An 18,370-nucleotide genomic window follows, 5' to 3' on the forward strand; every position below is an offset into this window, starting at 1 on the left:
CATGGCTCGGGCCCCGGCGCAACGGCGCGCCGGGGCCCGTTTCTTTAAGCTGGATGCTGTGCGGATCGGCGAATTAGCCCGGAAGACGGGAGTCAGCGCCCGCTCGCTGCGGTACTACGAGCAGCAGGGCCTGGTGCAGAGCACCCGGTCAGCGGGCGGACAGCGGCACTACCCGGCGACCGAGGTCGAGCGGATCGAACTCATCCGCCGGCTGTTCGACGCGGGCTTGCACAGCAAGGTAATCGCGCGGCTGTTGCCCTGCGTGCACAGCGACGACTCGAAAGTCATCGAGGATGCTTTCACCACAATGGTTGCCGAACGCGACCGGCTGACCGCCGACATGGCCCGCCTCGCCGAGGCCCGGGACGCGCTGGACGTGCTGATCGAGGCGAACACTCGGTACCGGCAGGGCGCGGGGAGTTCGTGCTAGATGCTGATGACTAGCTTGCCCGAAGCGTGCCGGGATTCGACCAACGCCAACGCCTCCTGCGCCCGCGCGAGCGGATAGGTACCGGTGATGTGCGGATCGAGCCGCCCTTCGTCCATCAGCTCGGCGACCCTTTCCAGACCCGCCCGATCGAGACGGCGCCGGACGAACTCGCCGCCGAGTTCGGTCACCGACTGGTCTCCGACCGCGATGAGCTTCTCCGTCAACGGCGCGACGGCGCGCAGGGACTGGCCGCCAACGGTGTCGACCACAGCGTCGAACTGGCCCACGACGCTGCCCGCCGTGTAGTCGACGAATGCCGCGCCGTACTTCGTCGCGAGCTCCCGCTTGGCCGGGCTGCCCGTCCCCGTCACGACGAGCCCGCGATCCCGCGCGAGCTGCGCCACCGCGATCCCGACACCGCCGCCGATCCCGTTCACCAGCAGCGACGCGCCCGTCGGCAGGTCGAGCTGATCGAGCACGTCGAGCGCGGTGGTGCCCGCGACGGGGATGGTCGCCGCCCAGGCCCACGGCAGCGAGTCGGGGATCCGGGCGGTGGACTCGCCGAGGAGCAGCGTGGTTTCCGCGTACGTGCCCGCCCCGGTCAACGCGAACCCAGTGACCCGGTCGCCGATCTCGAGTCCGGTCACGTCTTTCCCGGTTTTGAGCACCGTCCCCGCTGCTTCCATCCCGATGACCTGCGGAAACGGCAGGTTCCCATTGAGGTCAGGGACATGCCCCGACCGCAGCAGATGATCGAGCGGATTCACCCCGGCGGCCGCGACCCGGACCAGAACTTCCGCGGGCCCGGGCGTCGGATCCGGCCGGTCGAAGAACTCCTGGACGTCGGCCGCGCCGAACGCCCGATATCCCAAGGCTGTGCTCATCTGCTGGTTCCTCCCGCGTCTCGGTCTGTCCGAAACCGACGCTATTCGTTGACACCGATGTCAACTTCCAGCTGATGTGACCCGGCCGACACAGTTCGTGGGAAGCTGAGCCGTCGGAGGGGGATCCCAGGTGGACGAGCGGATCACGAACCAGGTCCTGGGTCCGGTCACGGGCAAGGTCGTGCAGGTGGGCCACGCCGATTCGGTCACCTACGCCGGAGCCCCGCCCGCCCGCTCCCGCTATCGGCAATGGGTCCGCCAGGTCGCGCCGGAACGGCTCATCGGCCGCGAAACGGAATTGGCCGAACTGGCCCGGTTCTGCACGGCTCCGGAGGATGCCCCCGCCTACGGGTGGTGGCGCGCGGCTCCCTGGACGGGCAAGTCGGCCCTGATGGCCTCGTTCGTGCTCTCGCCGCCCGAAGGAGTGCGGGTGGTCTCGTTCTTCGTCACGGCGCGTTCCCTCGGCGACGACACCCGCGAGGCGTTCGTGGATGTCGTCCAGGAGCAATTGGCCGAAGTCCTGGGAGCGGCAAAGGACCCCGAGGCCCGAAACCTCAACGCGGTCTTCGCCGAAGCCGCCGCACACTGCCGAAACCGCGGCGAGCGCTTGGTGCTGGTCGTCGACGGCCTGGACGAGGATCGCGGCGCCAGCTCCGGCGGCCACAGCATCGCCGCACTTCTGCCGTTTCCCGAACACGGTCTCCGCGTGATCGTCGCGAGCCGCCTCAACCCCGACGTCCCACCGGATGTGCGCGCTGACCATCCCTTGCGCGCGCCCGGCATCGAGCGTTCCCTGGTGCCTTCGCCCGCGGCCGTCGCGGCGAAGGCCGATATGGAGCGCGAACTTGACGCGCTGCTCCAAGACCAAAAGGACCTGCTGGGTTTCCTGGTCGCGGCCCGCGGCGGCCTCAGCGGCGACGACCTGGCGCAGCTGACTCAGCGCCGCCCCCGGGACGTCGAACGGGTCCTGAACAGCGTGGCAAGCCGCTCGTTCACCCGTCGCCCTGCGCATTGGCGCCCAAGCGAGGCCGCGGCGGTTTTCCTTCTGGGGCACGAGAATCTGCAACGCGAGGCGGTCGAAGCGTTCGGTGCCGAGCTGTCCCGGTATCGCGAGGCGATCGACGAATGGGCCGCCGGGTATCGCTCGGCGGGCTGGCCGCCGGACACTCCCCAATTCCTGCTGCGCGGCTACTTCCGGCTCGTCCAGGAGAGCGGCGACGTAGCCGCCCTGGTCGATCTCGCCGGAGACCCGGCTCGGCACGAACGCCTGCTGGACGTTTCGGGCGGCGACCTTGCCGCGATGGGGGAGCTGGACACTGCCCGCGCGGCGCTGCTCGCGTCCGGCGAACCCGACCTGGTCCGGCTGATCACGCTCGACACCTATCGGGACAACTTCCGCGAGCGCAACAAGATCACGCCGGTGCGCTTGCCCGCGGTGTGGGCCGCGCTGGGACAGGTCGATCACGCCGTCGCTTTGGCACAGTCCATGACCGAGCCCGGGCCGCGCACGCGGGCGCTGCTCGATCTGTCCCGGGAGCTGGCCCGCGCCGGGCAGTCCGAACGGGCTGAGCGACTGGCCGACGACGAGCACGACCCGGATCTGCGCGACACCTTGCTCGCGGAAACCGCCGTGGCATTGGTACACAGCGGAAAGCACGCGGCGGCCGCGCGGGTCGCCGACCGCGTCAGCGCGGATCAGCGCCGGCGGATCGCCGCGATGACCGCCGCCGTTCGCGACCTGGGCTTCTCCAGGGCTGGGCTGTTGGCGAGGGAGATCTCGGGGGAGGAGCTCCGGGACGGAACGCTCGGCGAACTGGCCGTGCTGGCGGTCGACGACGCGGACGCGGCGGCCGGACTGGCCGCCGCCGTGACTCACGAGCTGCGCCGCCAGGAGCTGTTCGCGGAGCTGGCCCGGCGGCTCGTCCAGCGCGGTGACGCGGATCGGGCTCGCAGGTTCGCGCAGGAGCACGGCGCTGCCGGAGTGCTGTTCCACCTCGATGTCACCGCCGAATTGGCGGCGGCGCACGACTCGGCCGGAGCTGTCGGCGCGAGATTCGACGACGTGGAACGCGAGTACCGGTTCGTGCCCGTTCTGGTCGAGTTCCTGGCCACGGCGGGCAGGCTGTCCGAGGTTCCGGCGGTGCTGGGTTCGATGACCAACCCCTTCGCGCGGGGCGAGGCGACGATCCGGTTCGTTCAGGCACTCGTGGCCGCGGGCGAGGCCGACCAAGCCTTCCATTGGACCGGCCGCTACCTCTCCACCCGCCGGTCGGCCTTCGAACTGCAAGCCGACGCCCATCGGTTCGCGGTGCTGGCGGATGCGCTGCTGTCCGCGGGGGAGCGCACCCGTGCGCGCCAGGCAGCGGAGCAGGCCGAAGCGCTCACCCGCCGTCCGGCGCACGACTTGCGCGCGGCAGCGGCGATCAGCGCGCTGACCAAAACAGTCGTGGCGGCCGGGGATGTGCGCCGAGCCGAGCTGCTCGCTCCTCTGATGGCGCCGGAATGGCAAGGGCTGACTGAAATCAAGGAGCTGGCGAGCCTTCTCGCCGCAAAGGGAGATCTGCGGATCGCCGAGAAGCTGATCTGCGGCGTCGAATACTGGTCGGTGATGCGAGAACCCGTGACCTCGCTGGCCCGTCGGCTTCGAGCGGCCGACGACCACGATGCGCTGGCCCGGATCGCGGCGCATGTCCGTAGCCGGGCGAAGGAGCCGCCCGTGTTCGCACAGTTCGCCTGGAACGACGTGCACGCCGCGATCGCGATGCTGGCCGCGGCGGGCGAACCCGCCGAGGTCGTGGAGTTGGTCGCCGCCAACCCGGAGACTGCCCTCGGCTTGGCGATCGAGGACGCGATGGCGGACCTGGCGGCACGGGGAGAGGTCGCCGCGGCCCTCGAGCTGTGCGGGTACCTCGGCGAGCGCGACCTGGCCGGTGCTCGGCGGGTTCTAGTCCGGGGCTTGGCCGCGGCCGGACACCTCGACCAAGCCGAAGCCGTCATCGAGACCGTCGAAGCCGAGCCGGAGCAGGAGCGGCTCGTCCTGGCGTTCCTTCCGGAACTCGCCAAACACGACCTGCCCCGCGCGCTGGCCCGGACCCGCCTCGTGGAATCCGCCGAAGACCGCGCCCGGCTCCTGGTCGACGTCTCCGCCGCCGCCCCGCCGGACGAACGCCGCCGGATCCTCGCCGAAGCCGCGGCCCTCGACCACTGGTCCGTCATCGTCCCAGCCCTTGATACTGACGAATTAGCAGGTCTGCTGGACGTAGCCGACCGATTCGGCACCCTCTACCGCCAAGACGCCCCGGACGCGTGACCCTCGACGCCCACCGCCCCGGACAAACGCGGCAGACCCTATCCTGAGACGCGTGAACTGGACAGTCGACGTTCCCGTAGACACTCTTCCCGAGCTGCCGCCCCTGCCTCCTGAGCTGCGGGACCGCCTCGACACCGCCTTGTCGCTGCCTGCCGCGCAGCAGCCGGAGTGGCCGGACGCCGCGCTGGCCAAGCGGGTGCGCGGCGTGCTGGAGAGCGTGCCGCCGATCACCGTGCCCGCCGAGATCGACCGGTTGAAGAGCCGGCTCGCCATGGTGGCTCGCGGGGAGGCCTTCCTGCTGCAGGGCGGCGACTGCGCGGAGACGTTCGAGTCCAACACCGAACCGCACATCCGGGCGAATCTGCGCACGCTGCTGCAGATGGCCGTCGTGCTCACCTACGGGGCCAGCCTGCCGGTGGTGAAGGTCGGGCGGATCGCGGGCCAGTACGCGAAGCCGCGCTCGTCCGGCACCGACGCGCTCGGGCTGCCCGTCTACCGCGGCGACATCATCAACTCGCTCGTCGCCAAGCCGGAGCTGCGGGTGCCGGACCCGGGCCGGATGATCCGCGCCTACGCGAACGCCGGCGCGGCGATGAACCTGGTCCGCGCGCTCACCGGGGCCGGCATGGCCGACCTGCACCAGGTGCACGACTGGAACAAGGACTTCGTGTCCTCCTCGCCGGCGGGGGAGCGGTACGAGGCGCTCGCCGCCGAGATCGACCGCGGCCTGCGGTTCATGAACGCCTGCGGCGTCACCGACACTTCGCTGCAGTACACCGAGATCTTCGCCAGCCACGAGGCGCTCCTGCTCGACTACGAGCGCGCGATGCTGCGGCTGGACCAGGCCGACGCGGCGAACCCGAAGCTGTACAACCTGTCCTCGCACTTCCTGTGGATCGGCGAGCGCACCCGGCAGCTCGACGGCGCGCACATCGCGTTCGCCGAGCTGCTGTCGAACCCGATCGGGCTCAAGATCGGCCCGACGACCACGCCCGAGCAGGCGCTGGAGTACGTCGAGCGGCTCGACCCGCGCAACGAACCGGGCCGCCTCACGCTGATCTCCCGGATGGGCAACGGCAAGGTCCGCGAGGTGCTGCCGGCGATCGTGGAGAAGGTCGAATCGTCCGGGCACAAGGTCATCTGGCAGTGCGACCCGATGCACGGCAACACGCACGAATCGTCCACCGGCTACAAGACCCGGCACTTCGACCGCATCGTCGACGAGGTCCAGGGCTTCTTCGAGGTGCACCACAAGCTCGGCACCTACCCCGGCGGCATCCACGTCGAGCTGACCGGCGAGGACGTCACCGAATGCCTCGGCGGGGCACAGGAAATCTCCGACGTCGACCTCTCCGGCCGCTACGAGACCGCCTGCGACCCCCGGCTCAACACCCAGCAGTCGCTGGAGCTGGCCTTCCTGGTCGCGGAGATGCTGCGCGGCTGACCACCCGCCCGAGAGTGCTGATCCCGGTCAGAGCGGACACCGGGCCCGGCACGCGATGCCGAGGTACGTGAGGGGAACCCTGAGGGACTCTGATTCCCTCAGGGTTCCCCTCACGTACCTTCGCGGCAACGGCACCGCGCGGCCCATCGGCCAGCCGGTGCTCCGCATCCTCTGGCCAGCGCCGCCGCAACAGACCCGCCGCACACAGCACTGCTGAGAAACCCCAATGGGGTTGTTTCATCGTGGTTGTTGCTGGGGGGTGTGGTTGAGCGGGTGTGTTTTGGCTGTGGTGGCCGGGGTTGGTGCGGGACCGGCGTGGCGGCGTGGGCATGGGTGAAGCCCTCGGCAGGATCGAGATGTGAGTCAACCATCCGCCGAGGGCTTCGGTCCTCTTTCCTACCAGGTCGTTCTTCCTGTTTCTCGGCAGACCCTGCAGCTGGTCGCCGGGCTGATCCGCGGGCGTCGCCGGCGGTTGCGGTCACGCTGGCGCAAAGCGACGCCTGCCGGGCAGGCGCTGGTGGTGCTGGCGGTGCTGCGCCACGACCCGCGGCTGGCCGACATCGGCGGCGGCCACGGAGTCTCGGCCTCCACGGTGCGCCGCTGGGTGCTGGAAGTCATCGCCCTGCTCGCCGCCCGCGCCCGGAGGCTGGACCGGGTCCTGCGACGGCAGGCCGCGCGCGGCGCGTCAGCGGTGCTGGTGGACGGCACCCTGATCCGCACCCGGCGCCGCACCGGACGCGCCAACCGGGCCCACTACAGCGGCAAGCACAAACAGCACGGCCTGGTCGTGCTCGCCCTGACCGACGAGACGGGCCGGCTGCTGTGGATCTCCGCGGCCCTGCCGGGCCGCACCGCCGACATCACCGCCGCCCGCCGGCTCCGCATCCGCGAACGCCTCCACGCCCACGGCCTGACCCCGGCCGGAGACAAAGGCTTCCACGGCTGGCACAAAGACATCCGCACCGCCCGCGACTGCCCCGACTGCGGCGGGGCCTGCGAGCAGATCGTGCTCACCCCCTACAAAGCCGAAACCAACCGGCCCCTCACCACAGGACAGAAACAGGCGAACGCGGCGTTCGCCGCGATGCGCTGCGCGGTCGAGGGCGGCTTCGCCGCCCTCAAAAACTGGCGCGTCCTCGACAAACTCCGCCTCGACACCCGCCACGCCACCACCCTGCTGCGCGCCCTGCTCGTCCTCACCCACCACGAACAACACACCCGCGACCACGCCCAAACCAGCCCGACCTGAGCACTACCACACCCCCACAACCCAACCCCACCAGCACAAACCACGATGAAACAACCCCAATGTGGCATTGGGTGCGTCAGACGCACCCAATGTGGCGTTCGGTGCGTTGAACGCACCCAATGCCACATTGGGGCGCAAGACCGCGCACAACCCGAAGCCGCAGAGCACCGTTCACGAGGCGTCCAGCAGTTCCGCCGCCGACTTGGCGACCGCGTCGCGCAGCGAGCCGAGATCGGCCACCGCGTCCGCGTTCGCCTGCAGTCCGATGTGGACACTGTCGCGATAAGGCGCCACCGCGATGCCCACCGCCTGGCGCGGGGCCAGCGGCACGAACGGGTAGACCTCCGTCAGCGGCGCTCCGGCCAGCGCGTGCCGGGCAGGCGGCACCGGCACGGTCGTCACCACCAGGTCGAACAGCAGCGGCGCGGCCAGCCCGGCGGTCCGGGTTCCCAGCCAGTGCAGCGCGGCGGGCATCCGGTCGGCCAGCAGCGGGAAAGCCCCGGCTCCGCGCGAAGGTCCGGCAGCTTTGTTGCGGGTCATCTCGGCGCGCACTTCGGCCAGCCGCCGCACCGGATCGTCCATTCCGATCGGCAGATCGCACAAATAGCCGGAAAGCTTGTTCCCGCCCCATTGCTCGGCCGCTCTCCCGCGCACGCTCACGGGAATCAGCGCGCGCACGGAACGTCCCGCCGCGCGAATGCCGCGATTGATCAGCCATTCGCGCAAGGCCCCCGACAAGACCGCGAGCACGACGTCATTCGTGGTACCGCCGTGTGTCCGGCGGATCCGGCGAAGATCGGCCGAGGCCAGCCGGGCGAAACCGAGGCGCCGTTCGGCGGTCGCGGGTGCGGCCAGCGGGAGGCACGGCGGCCGGGCCGCCCGGACCACCGACGACGCGATTCCCGCTGTCTCCAACGTATCCCGCACCGCGTCCATCGGCGTGCGCGGCTGCGGAATCGCCGCCGCGGGCTCCGGGAGCGGCAATCCGTCCAGGAGTCCTACTGTGACGGCGTACGCGCCCGCGCCGTCGGTGAGCGCGTGGTGGAGTTTTAGCAAGATCGCGAAGGTTCCGTCCGGAAAACCTGTCACCACGGTGAGTTCCCACAACGGACGGTGCGGGTCGAGCGGTTCGGCGATCCACCTCGCCGCGAACTCCGGGAGCGGGTCCGGGTCGTACAGCGTGGTCAGCCGGTGATGGTGAATGTGTTTCACTGCCTGGAAATCCGGGTCGTCCACCCAGGTCGCGGAGCCGGGCGGGAACAGCCCGGCGCGGATTTTCCGGCGCAGCGGCGGAATCTCCGCCGCCCGGCGGGCGAGCAGCCCGGCCAACCGGTCCGGATCGACCGGCTCCTCCGGCGCGAAAACCAGCGCCACTCCCATCTGCATCGGCGCGGTTTCCCTGGAGAGGCAAAGAAAAGCGACATCGAGCGAGCTGAGCGGGGCAGGTGCCATGGTCCACCTTCCAACGTCCGGCGTCGAGTGCGAATGTCGAGGGCGAATGTCACGACACTACTCGGGTATGACCGGCGGACGGCCGTTATGTTTCGGGGACGCTAATTCCCGCGGATTTCACTCGCCCGGGGCACGCCGCGGCTGCCGCTGCGGCAGGCCGGGTCCGGCGGAGTCGGTGACCTCGGCGGCGATCTGGCGCATCGCGACGCCGTTGCCCGGCCGCTTCGGCAGCCCCGGCCACAGTTCGCTCGCTTCGCGCGCCGCCGCGCGCAGCCGTCCGCCGTCGAGTTTGGTGTGCGTTTCCGCGATCTCGCGGTCGAGCCACTGCACGATCAGCTTCACCGGACCGGCGCTGGGCAGCGGCCACACGAAGACCGGGTGCTCGTAGTGGAACTCCGACCCGCTGCCGTCCTCGACGCGCAGCACCGGCTCGTGCGGCTCGCCCGCGCTGGGCACCGAAACGGTTTCGGAGCTGGCCCGGCCGCCGTCCGGGAACAGCACGCCGACCAGCAGCGAGTTGTAGTCCGGGATGCGCCGGTGGCCGATCAGCGGAGCGCCGTCCATGCGGTCGCGCGAATACACCGCGATCCGCAGCGTCATCGCCTCCGGCCACACCTCGACCGCGCGCAGCGCCACGATGGTGCGCTCGGACCGGCCCAGCGGTGTCGCCCAGGGCACCAGCGCCGGCACGATGTGGTCGGCGGGCGGGCCCGTCCACGGACGGCCCTCGTAGCCGAACAGCTCCTGCTCCCGGACCGGGAACAGGGGTCGCTCGCGAGGACCGTCCGTGAAGAAGCTCATCAGTCCTCGCGAGGGGCGAGGCCGCCGTCGGAACCGGACTGCTTGGTGCCCATGGCGTCCATCAGCTGGCGGGCCAGGCCGAGGCCCGTGCCGCCGAGGGAGAGCGCCTTGGTGAACATGTCCGACATCCCGTCCGCGCCGTTCAGGACCACCATGTGGTCGACATTGCTGAAGGCCTGCGCGCCGGCTTCGACGATCTCCGGCCAGCGCTCGGCCAGCTGTTGTGCTACCACAGCCTCCTGGTTCTCCGCCAGTGCGGCCGCGCGCGCCTTGATCGCCTCGGCCTCGGCGAGCCCCTTCGCTTTCGCCGCTTCGGCTTCGGCCAGACCCTTGGCTTTCGCCGCGTCCGCGTCCGCGAGCCCCTTCGCCTTGGCCGCCGCCGCTTCGGCCTCACCGGTGGCCTTCGTCGCACTCGCGCTGGCTTCCGCACGGGCCTTCGTCGCCTGCGCTTCAGCGTCCGCCGCGGTCTTGACCCGCGTCGCGTCCGCGCCCGCCCGCAGCTCGGTTTCCTTCGCCTGTGCCTGCGCGCGGGCGATTTGCGCGTCGCGTTCCGCGTCCGCCGTGGTGCGCGTTTCGTACGCCTTCGCGTCGGCCGGTTTGCGGACCTGCGACTGCAGCCGCTGCTCGGACAGCGCCGCTTCCAGCTCGGCCGCCCTGGTCTCCTGGACCACGACCTCCTGGCGCGCGGTCGCCTCGGCCAGCGGGCCGGACTGGCTCGCCTTCGCCTTGGCCTGGTCCACCTCGGCCTGGTACCCGGCCTGCTGGATCTGGCTTTCCCGGATCGCGCCCGCCTTGCGCGCGGCGGAGACCTGCTCGGCCTCGGTGGCCTCCTGGTCGCGCTGCGCCTCGGCGATGCGCGCGGCGGCGGCGATCGCGGCCGCGTGCGGCTTGCCGAGGTTGACGATGTAGCCGGACTCGTCGTCGATCTCCTGGATCTGCAGCGAGTCCACGATCAGCCCGAGCTTGATCATCTCGGTCGCCGACGACTGGCGGACCTCGCCGGTCAGCGCGTCGCGGTTGTGGATCATCTCCTCGATGGTCAGCCCGCCCACGATCGAGCGCAGATGCCCGGAGAACAGCTCGTGGATGGTGTCGTTCATGCCCTTCTGCTGGTCGAGGAACCGGCGGGCGGCGTTCGCGATCGAGGCGAAATCGTCGCCGACCTTGTAGATCACGACCGCGCGCACGGTGACCGGAAGACCCTGTTTCGTCACGCACGAGACCTGCAGGTTCACCCCTCGGGTGTCCAGCGACAGCCTGCGCGCGGTCTGGAAGCCCGGCAGCACGTTCACGCCGCGGCCGGTGATGATCTTGAACCCGAGGCTGTCGGCCGTTTCGGTGCGCTCGACCCGGACGCCCCAGCCGGAGATGATGAGCGCCTCGTTCGGCTCCGCCACCTTGTACAGGATCCGCAGGAGCCCGAACAGCAGGATCACGGCCACGACCGCGATCACCACGATGACCCAGATTTCCATAGCCCTCGCCGCACTTTCCGTATTCAGCTGGCACGGCGCTCAGGCGCCGTCAGCACTGCGACGCGGTCAAGCGCGCAACGGTTGCCACCTTTCCACGTAGACCGTGCGCGGAGGCTCGAAATCGACCACCAGAACGGGTGTTCCGACGGCGAAGGTGGTGTCCGGCTCGGCCGGATAGGCGTAGAAGGCCTCGGTGCCGCCGCGGACGCTGAGCAGCACCTCGCCGATCAGCCCGGGCCCGACGGTGCCGGTGACCCGGCCGCGGCTGCCGATCATCCGCCGATCCCCCGGATCTTGACCTTGGTGCCCTTGGGCACGAACGAGCCGGGGGCCGGGTCCTGTTCGAGGACGAAGTTGAAGCCGCCGCCGTGCCCGTGGCCGTTGCCGTCGCCGCCCTTGCGGTCGACGTCGAGCCCGGCCTGCTTGAGCAGGTCCGCGGCCTGGTCGAAGGTGCGGTACCGGACGTCCGGGACCTGCACCGCGTTGGAGACGTAGACCTTGACCTTCTTGGTCCCCGCCGAGCCCGCGCCGGGGTCGGTGCGGGTGACCGCGCCCGCGGGCACGCTCTGCGAGAACTCGTCGCCGCCGTCCTGCGGCTGGAATCCGGCCTGCTGGAGGATCTGGAACGCCTCGGCCTTGGACCGCCCGGTGACGTCCGGGACCGGCGGAAGCGGCTCCGGGCCCTTGGACAGCACCAGCGTCACCTGGCCGCCGATGTCCACCGGGGTGCCCGCCGCCGGGCTCACGCTCACGACGGTGCCCTGCGGCGCGGTGTCGTTGTACTCCGGCGTGCCCTGGACGACGGTGAGCTTCTGCTCCTGGATCGCCTTCGTCGCGGTGTCGAGCGCGGTGCCGACCTGGATGTTCGGCACCTTCGGCTTGCCCTTCGACACCACCACGGACACCGTCGCGTCCTGGTTGAGCGTGGTGCCCGGAGCCGGGTCCACCTTGATCACCTTGTTGGCGTCGACGGTGTTGTCGAACTCCTGGCTGTAGCGCGGGTTCAGCTTCGCCGCGCGCAGCTGGTCGCCCGCCTCGGCCTGGGTCAGCCCGGCGAGCTTCGGCACGGTCGTGGTCGTGACCTTGGAATCGCTGAGGATGAACGCGAACGCGCCGATCAGCCCGCCGAGCACCAGCACCCCGGCGATCGCCAGCGCGATCAGCTTGCGCTTGTCGCGCGGTTTCCGCGGTTCGTCCGGCGCGGGGGCGGGCGGCCCGGCGTGCGGCGGACCGGCCGGGGGAGGCGCGGCGGGCACGGCGCGGGTCATGGCGCGCGTGCCGCGAGGCCCGGAGACCGGCATGGTCTGCTGGCCCAGCGGAACGTTCTGCTGGACCGCCGGGATGTTCGGGAGCGTGCGTTCGACGTCCGACACCCGGTCGCCGTCCGGCGGCGGGGGCACCGGCACCGCGACCGGCTGCAGCCCCAGCTCGGCGCGCGCGGCCTGCAGCTGCGCCAGGAACTCGCCGGCGTCCGCCGGGCGCTGCTCCGGGTCGCGGCGGGTGGCGCGCAGGATCAGGTCGTCGAGCACCGGCGGCAGGTCCGGGCGCAGTTCGCTCGGGCGGGGCACGTCGTCGTTCACGTGCCGGTAGGCGACCGAGATCGCGGTGTCGCCGGTGTAGGGCAGCCGGCCGGTGAGCATCTCGTACAGCAGGATGCCCGCCGAATAGACGTCGCTGCGGGCCGTGGTGTCGCCGGTGGCGACCTGTTCGGGGGCCAGGTAGCCCACGGTGCCGAGGATGACGCTCGAGCTCGTGGTGCCCGCGCTGGCGACCGCGCGGACCAGGCCGAAGTCGCCGACCTTCACCACGCCGCCCGCGAGCTGCCCGCTGCGGCCGATGAGCACGTTCTCGGGCTTGACGTCGCGGTGGACCAGCCCGGCGGCGTGCGCGGCGGCCAGCGCGGCCAGCACCGGCTCCGCGACGCTCAGCGCGAGCGAGACGTCCAGCTGGCCCTGCTCGTCCAGCAGGTCGCGCAGGGTGCCGCCGTTGACCAGCTCCATCACCAGGAAGGCGAGGCCGGTGTCCTGGCCGGCCGGGGTGTCGAAGCCCTGGTCGTGCACGGCGACCACGTTCGGGTGGTGCAGCTGGGCGGCCGAACGCGCTTCGCGCACGAACCGGTCGACGAACGACCGGTCGTCGGCGAAGCGCGGATCCATGATCTTGATCGCCACCGCCCGGTCGAGGCGGGTGTCGAGGCCCCGGTAGACGGCCGACATCCCGCCCCTGGCCAGCAGCTGGTCAACGCGGTACCGGCGTTCGAGCAGGGTGCCGACGAGGCTGGGCTGGGTGCGCGTCACGGTGGGCAATCGTACGGAAGGGCGCGCGCGGCGGGGCGGGTCACCCGTGCGTAGCAGTGGGCCGGACGGGGGAATGTGGCACAGTGTCACCTGTGAGTGGGATTCCTGTCGCCGACGACATCCTCGACACCGAGGTCGCGGTCAAGCCGTTGCCGGAGGTGGCGGCCGCGTTGGGGGTGTCGGCCAACAAGGTCCGCCAGATGCTGCGGGACGGCGAGCTGATCGCTGTCCGGCGCAAGGGCGAACTCTGCGTGCCCGCCGCCTTCTTCGTGAAGGACGGCATCGTCAAGGGGCTGGGCGGCACGATCACCGTGCTCGCCGACTCCGGGTTCAGCCGCACCGAGATGCTCCGCTGGCTCTTCACCGCCGACGACACGCTCCCGGGCAGCACGCCGATCAACGCGCTGCGCACCAGCCACGGGACCGAGGTCAAGCGGCGCGCGCAGGCGATGGCGTTCTAGGCCCTTCCCGTGTTGCTCCGGCAGGGCTGACAACAATCGCCCTCCCGGACAGAAACCGCGTTTTTCGTTGACGCGGTCAATTGGTCCAGTCCATCCTCGGAAACCGTCCTGAAAATCCTGCTCTGCCGCATGCTGGAGAGGAGCATCGGGCATGGGAGGACGGGTTTCCGGAAGACGCCGCGCGATCGCGTCGATCGCGCTGGTGCTGGGCAGTTTCGCGGTGGCGGCACCAGCCGCGGCGGCCGCGCCCTTCGCGGCGGCGGCGCCGCAAGCGCGGGAAGTGGCTTTGCCGACGGGGGACCGGCTGACGGTTTTCCCGGGGCCGAACGGCGGTACGAATTACGCTTTTTCGTCGCCGCCGAGCACCACTTTTCAGTCGTATCAAACCGACGGCGGCGACCGTTACGTCATTCCGGGCGAGGCCGTTCCGTTTCTCGGACGGCTGGACAAATCGCTGTTCGACGTCACCGCGCTGGCTCGGATGCCGGCGGGGGCGACACCCCTGGAGATCACTTTCCCGGCCGGCGCGACCCCGGCGGCGTTGCCGGGGATCACGCTCGCCCCGTCCGCCGGGAACACTGCGACCGGCTATCTCGCTTCGCCCGCCGAATTCACCGCTGACCTGCGCCGACGCCTCGCGGAGGACGCGGCCGCCGGACGCCCGGCGGGCAGCAGTGCGCTGCCCGCGACGATCCGGCTGGCCGGAGCGCCCCGCGAACAGCAGCCGCGGTACCCGATGAAGATCGTCGAACTCCGCCTCCTCGATCTGCAGGGCCGCTCGGTCAACGGCATCGTTTCGCTGATCAACACCGATTCCGCGGCCAAGCTGTTGCGGCACGTCGAGGTCGACGGCGTCACCCGGATCGCGGTTCCCGAGGGGCATTACGCCGCCTCCGCGACCTTCTCCGATTTCGACAGCACCGGGAGCGTGATCGCCACGCGGACCTCGTGGGTCGAGGGGTTCGCCGTCGGCGATTCGCCGGACGCACAGACCCTCACCGTGGAGGAGAAGCACGCGACCGCCGAGGTCAAGGTGGCCCCGTCGAAGTCGACGACCCAGGAACTGCTCACCACCAACTTCTTCCGCGAGGACGCGACCGGCCGGGGATTCGCCATCGGCATCTCGGGCAGCACGACCAAGCAGTACGTGCGGCCGGTGCCGAAGCCGGCTCAGGGCGTGCTGCATTACGTCGTGCAGTGGGCGGGCAAAGCGCCCAAGCCCGAGGACCGGTACCGCGTCGATCTTTCGTTCTCCACCGAGGGCATCGGCGAGGACCAGTCGTTTTCCACAAAGGACAGTGAGCTCGCGACAGTCCGGGACCGGATGTACGCCGATCCCGCCGACACCATGCCGGTCGCGATCGACAGCGGTCCGGTGGACCCGGTGATCCTGCGGCACGGCCTCGGCGCGAGCGGTTTCTTCATCCACGCCCCGGGCGTGCTGACTGACTACCTCGGCACCACGCACACCAGGCAATGGGTGCAGTACGAGCAAAAAGGCTCGTCGTACACGCTGATGACCGCCGATCCTCGCACTTATCGGCCGGGCAGCACCACGACCGTCGACTGGTCGCGCGGGCCGTTGACCGCCGGTCTCGGGCAGTGGCGGCGAGACCGGCTGTGCGAGGCGTGTTATTCCGGCGGCACAGTTTCGGTCGCCATCCCGGAATTGCGCGACAGCGAACCGGACCACACCGCGATCCCGTTGTTCTACGCGCCGCGGCTGCATTTCTCCTTGTACCGCAACGATCAGCAGGTCTTCGACCAGGACGGTGCCTACGGCGCGTCGGTCGATGTGCCGAAGACGCCGGCGACCTTCCGTGGCGTGCTGGACGTCGACCGGACCGCGATACCCGGCGTCGGCCAGGCCGGAAAACTGCGCACCGAACTGACCTTGCAATACGACCCGGCCGCGGCTGATGCCGCACTCCCTCCGCCGCATCGTTGCCAGGCAAGCGATCCGACGCAGCCGTGCCGAATCCTCGGTGCGCTGACTGTCGATTACCGGCTCGATTCCGACCTTTCCACGACGTCGTCCTCGCCGCTGCAGGTGCTCGAACTGCACGTCGGCCACGCCGCGTACAGCGGTGCCGGTTCGCATTCGCCGATCGCCTCGGCAACAGTTTCGATATCTGCCGACAACGGTGCCACCTGGCAGCCCGCGCAGGTTTTCGGACTGTTCGGCGAATACGTCGCGATGTGGCGGAATCCGCCAGCCGGGACGTCGCCGTCACTGAAGGTGACTGCGCGGGATCTGGCGGGCAACGCGATCACGCAGACGATCAGCAATGCCTACACCGTCGGGAAGGCCGAGCGATGAAACGCATCCTGGCTGTGCTGCTTCTCCTCGGCGCGCTCATCCCGTCCGTCACGTCCGCCGCCCCGCGAGACGTCTGCGGTCCCGCCGCTCCCGGATTCGCTCGCTGTTACGCCAAAATGGACAGTCGTGTTGCCTTGCGCGCCACCGGATACAGCCCCGCCGACCTGCGTTCGGCCTACCGCCTGCCCGACACCGGCGGCGCGGGAGAAACGATCGCCATCGTCGACGCTGGCGACGCCCCGACCGCCGAAGCAGACCTGGCGGTATATCGACAAACCTACGGCCTCCCGGCGTGCACCACCGCGAACGGCTGCTTCCGCAAAGTCAACCAGCACGGCGAGGCTGCTCCGCTCCCGCCGCGGCAGGGCGACTGGCCAGTGGAGGCCGCGCTGGACCTGGACATGGCCTCCGCCGCCTGCGCCCAGTGCAAAATTCTGCTGGTAGAAGGCGACGACGCGTCCTTCGACGCGCTCGGCACCGCGGTGGACACGGCCGTGAAGCTCGGCGCGACGATTGTGTCGAACAGCTACGGCGCACCGGAAAGCCATTGGTCCGGCGATTTCGCCGCCCACTACCAGCATCCCGGCGTGGCGATCGTCGCGTCGAGCGGGGACGGCGGATTCGCGGCACCGAGCGCGCCCGCGGTGTACTCAAGCGTCGTCGCAGTCGGCGGCACGTCACTGTCCAAAGCAGACAATGCGCGCGGCTGGACCGAATCGGTGTGGAAGGGCGCGTCGAGCGGATGTTCGGCCTGGGTCCCGAAACCGGCCTGGCAGAAGGACCCGAACTGCCCCGGCCGAACCGTCGCCGATGTCGCCGCGGTAGCCGATCCCGCCACCGGACCCGCCGTGTACGAGACCACAGTCCTCCACGGCTGGACGGTAGTCGGCGGCACCAGCGCTTCTGCCCCGTTCATCGCCGGAGTCATCGCTTTGGCCGGACACCATGATCAGTATCCGGATGCTTCGCGGCTGTACGCGGGGAAACTCAACGACGTCGTCGGCGGAGACAATGTCGTATTCGAGGAATGCGGCGACTATCTCTGCACCGGCGTCCCGGGATACGACGGCCCGACCGGTAATGGAACCCCTAACGGACTAGCTGCTTTCTGACCGTCCACAACGGATGCGCGACCGCCGCGACCACCTGCGTCCCCGCCGCCGCAACCAGCCCGACGGTGGGGGAGCAGGCGGCTAACGGCCCGGCGACGGCGTTTCCCAGCGCTATCCCGGCGATCTTGATGCTGGCCGCGGTGGTGAACACCTGAGCCCGCAGTTCCGGCGGCGCTTCCCGATGCCGAACCGCGAACAACGACGCCAGTTGCGGCCCTTCGCCGATTCCCGTGAGCGCCACCGCAAGCACCAATAGAGGTGCGTTCGGTGCCACCGCCGCCCCCGCTAACCCAAGTCCAATGGCGACAGTGCTCAGTTGCACCGCACGATCCGGCGAATACGACCGTCGCGAGAGAACCGCGTTCGCCAGCAACGACGCGACTGACAAGCCGACGAGCAATAACGTCCCGTATCCCGCGCTGCCAAGCCGCTGCTCGCCGATCAATGGATAACAGACGAACGCCATCCCGATCCCGATACATGACAACGTCGAGGTCGCAGTCGACTGTCGCAACGCAGGATTGCGGACCAGAACCGTTGCCGCTTCAAAGAATTTCGGCCGCTGCTCTTCACAGTTGCGGGGGAGCCGCCACGCGAACGGCACCGCGATCAACGTCAGCACTCCGGCCACGGCCATCGCAACCGGAGCCCCCGCGGCTGTAGCGAGCACTCCCGCGAGCCCCGGCCCGACGAGTGCCGCCGCCGTGAACGTCATCGCGTCGAGCGTGCTCGCCCTTCCGAGCTTCGGCGCGGGTACCAACGCGGGGACCTGTGCCGTCCACCCGCCCCCGATCGCCGGTGCCAGCAACCCGGTCACCACGGCAACCGCCACCACCAGCGCAAACGGCACCACCCCGAACAGTGCGGTGATCGCGGCCAACCCCGCCGCGTACCCGATCAGCCCCACCGCGAGGATCCGGCCCGGCGCGCGTGACCGGTCCAGGAGCGCACCCAGCACCGGCCCGCCCACCGCCGCCGCGACAGTGAGCCCGGCCAGCAGCGTCGACCCCGCGACCGCCCCCGAAGCGCCCACGCCGAGCAGCAGCACTGCCGGACCGGACAACTCGTCACCAGTGCGCGCAGCCGTCGCCCCGATGAGATATGCCGCGAATCTGTAACGGCTTGTCACCGACGA

General features: G+C 70.1%; 14 protein-coding genes. 7 read left to right on the top strand and 7 right to left on the bottom strand.

Annotated features, from left to right (window positions below):
* Window positions 1-58 precede the first annotated feature (58 nt).
* Window positions 59-430 (top strand): MerR family transcriptional regulator, encoded by a 372-nt coding sequence (locus ACFXI3_RS12845; protein ID WP_378399627.1) that lies wholly within the window; start codon window positions 59-61, stop codon window positions 428-430.
* On the opposite strand, the gene ACFXI3_RS12850 is transcribed toward ACFXI3_RS12845, so the two are convergent.
* Entirely contained in the window at window positions 427-1,314 is an 888-nt protein-coding gene (locus ACFXI3_RS12850; RefSeq protein ID WP_378399628.1) for an NADP-dependent oxidoreductase, read from the bottom strand. The genes ACFXI3_RS12845 and ACFXI3_RS12850 overlap by 4 nt on opposite strands.
* A 130-nt stretch (window positions 1,315-1,444) precedes the next feature.
* Here ACFXI3_RS12850 and ACFXI3_RS12855 point away from each other — a divergent pair, with 130 nt between their 5' ends.
* From ACFXI3_RS12855 to ACFXI3_RS12865, 3 genes are all read left to right on the top strand, one after another.
* Window positions 1,445-4,624 (top strand): hypothetical protein, encoded by a 3,180-nt coding sequence (locus ACFXI3_RS12855; RefSeq protein WP_378399629.1) that lies wholly within the window; start codon window positions 1,445-1,447, stop codon window positions 4,622-4,624.
* 52 nt (window positions 4,625-4,676) lie between these two features.
* Window positions 4,677-6,068: a class II 3-deoxy-7-phosphoheptulonate synthase gene (locus ACFXI3_RS12860; protein WP_037809686.1), complete on the top strand. Its 1,392-nt coding sequence runs from the start codon at window positions 4,677-4,679 to the stop codon at window positions 6,066-6,068.
* A gap of 358 nt (window positions 6,069-6,426) precedes the next feature.
* A complete protein-coding gene (locus tag ACFXI3_RS12865; protein ID WP_378399630.1) occupies window positions 6,427-7,317 on the top strand; it encodes a transposase family protein in 891 nt (296 codons plus the stop codon).
* A gap of 171 nt (window positions 7,318-7,488) precedes the next feature.
* Here ACFXI3_RS12865 and ACFXI3_RS12870 read toward each other — a convergent pair whose 3' ends face one another.
* The 5 genes from ACFXI3_RS12870 to pknB form a co-directional block, all read right to left on the bottom strand.
* Complete coding sequence (locus ACFXI3_RS12870) at window positions 7,489-8,769, bottom strand: wax ester/triacylglycerol synthase family O-acyltransferase (protein WP_378399631.1); 1,281 nt, start codon at window positions 8,767-8,769, stop codon at window positions 7,489-7,491.
* 117 nt (window positions 8,770-8,886) lie between these two features.
* A complete protein-coding gene (locus ACFXI3_RS12875) occupies window positions 8,887-9,570 on the bottom strand; it encodes a hypothetical protein (RefSeq protein ID WP_378399632.1) in 684 nt (227 codons plus the stop codon).
* Window positions 9,570-11,045 carry an SPFH domain-containing protein gene (locus tag ACFXI3_RS12880; RefSeq protein ID WP_344268075.1) on the bottom strand — a complete coding sequence of 492 codons (1,476 nt, stop codon included), beginning with the start codon at window positions 11,043-11,045 and terminating at the stop codon, window positions 9,570-9,572. The genes ACFXI3_RS12875 and ACFXI3_RS12880 overlap by 1 nt, the downstream gene beginning before the upstream one ends.
* 66 nt (window positions 11,046-11,111) lie before the next feature.
* Window positions 11,112-11,321, bottom strand: coding sequence for a hypothetical protein (locus ACFXI3_RS12885; RefSeq protein ID WP_037809693.1), 210 nt, complete (start codon window positions 11,319-11,321; stop codon window positions 11,112-11,114).
* Window positions 11,318-13,342: a Stk1 family PASTA domain-containing Ser/Thr kinase gene (gene pknB / locus ACFXI3_RS12890; RefSeq protein ID WP_378399633.1), complete on the bottom strand. Its 2,025-nt coding sequence runs from the start codon at window positions 13,340-13,342 to the stop codon at window positions 11,318-11,320. Before pknB ends, ACFXI3_RS12885 begins: the two co-directional genes overlap by 4 nt.
* 92 nt (window positions 13,343-13,434) lie before the next feature.
* Between pknB and ACFXI3_RS12895 the strand changes: the two genes are divergently transcribed.
* From ACFXI3_RS12895 to ACFXI3_RS12905, 3 genes are all read left to right on the top strand, one after another.
* The gene (locus ACFXI3_RS12895) at window positions 13,435-13,803 is read left to right on the top strand and encodes an Rv2175c family DNA-binding protein (protein ID WP_344268071.1); all 369 of its coding nucleotides are present in this window, start codon (window positions 13,435-13,437) and stop codon (window positions 13,801-13,803) included.
* A 151-nt stretch (window positions 13,804-13,954) separates the two neighbouring features.
* The gene (locus ACFXI3_RS12900; RefSeq protein WP_378399634.1) at window positions 13,955-16,123 is read left to right on the top strand and encodes a hypothetical protein; all 2,169 of its coding nucleotides are present in this window, start codon (window positions 13,955-13,957) and stop codon (window positions 16,121-16,123) included.
* The gene (locus tag ACFXI3_RS12905) at window positions 16,120-17,235 is read left to right on the top strand and encodes a S8 family serine peptidase (RefSeq protein ID WP_378399635.1); all 1,116 of its coding nucleotides are present in this window, start codon (window positions 16,120-16,122) and stop codon (window positions 17,233-17,235) included. Before ACFXI3_RS12900 ends, ACFXI3_RS12905 begins: the two co-directional genes overlap by 4 nt.
* Here the strand turns inward: ACFXI3_RS12905 and ACFXI3_RS12910 are convergent.
* Window positions 17,213-18,364, bottom strand: a complete 1,152-nt coding sequence (locus tag ACFXI3_RS12910; RefSeq protein ID WP_378399636.1) for an MFS transporter — start codon at window positions 18,362-18,364, stop codon at window positions 17,213-17,215. The two genes, ACFXI3_RS12905 and ACFXI3_RS12910, sit on opposite strands and share 23 nt — an antisense overlap.
* Between the last annotated feature and the right edge of the window lie 6 nt (window positions 18,365-18,370).

It is taken from the genome of Amycolatopsis sp. NPDC059235 (assembly GCF_042754125.1).
In the GTDB taxonomy this organism is placed as follows: Bacteria; Actinomycetota; Actinomycetes; order Mycobacteriales; family Pseudonocardiaceae; genus Amycolatopsis; species Amycolatopsis albidoflava.

Bases quoted from the DNA above. Each gene is read 5' to 3' on its own strand.
- ACFXI3_RS12870 (WP_378399631.1), bottom strand. From the start codon at position 8,769: ATGGCACCTGCCCCGCTCAGCTCGCTCGATGTCGCTTTTCTTTGCCTC.
- ACFXI3_RS12905 (WP_378399635.1), top strand. From the start codon at position 16,120: ATGAAACGCATCCTGGCTGTGCTGCTTCTCCTCGGCGCGCTCATCCCG.
- ACFXI3_RS12880 (WP_344268075.1), bottom strand. From the start codon at position 11,045: ATGGAAATCTGGGTCATCGTGGTGATCGCGGTCGTGGCCGTGATCCTG.
- ACFXI3_RS12900 (WP_378399634.1), top strand. From the start codon at position 13,955: ATGGGAGGACGGGTTTCCGGAAGACGCCGCGCGATCGCGTCGATCGCG.
- ACFXI3_RS12885 (WP_037809693.1), bottom strand. From the start codon at position 11,321: ATGATCGGCAGCCGCGGCCGGGTCACCGGCACCGTCGGGCCCGGGCTG.
- ACFXI3_RS12850 (WP_378399628.1), bottom strand. From the start codon at position 1,314: ATGAGCACAGCCTTGGGATATCGGGCGTTCGGCGCGGCCGACGTCCAG.
- ACFXI3_RS12875 (WP_378399632.1), bottom strand. From the start codon at position 9,570: ATGAGCTTCTTCACGGACGGTCCTCGCGAGCGACCCCTGTTCCCGGTC.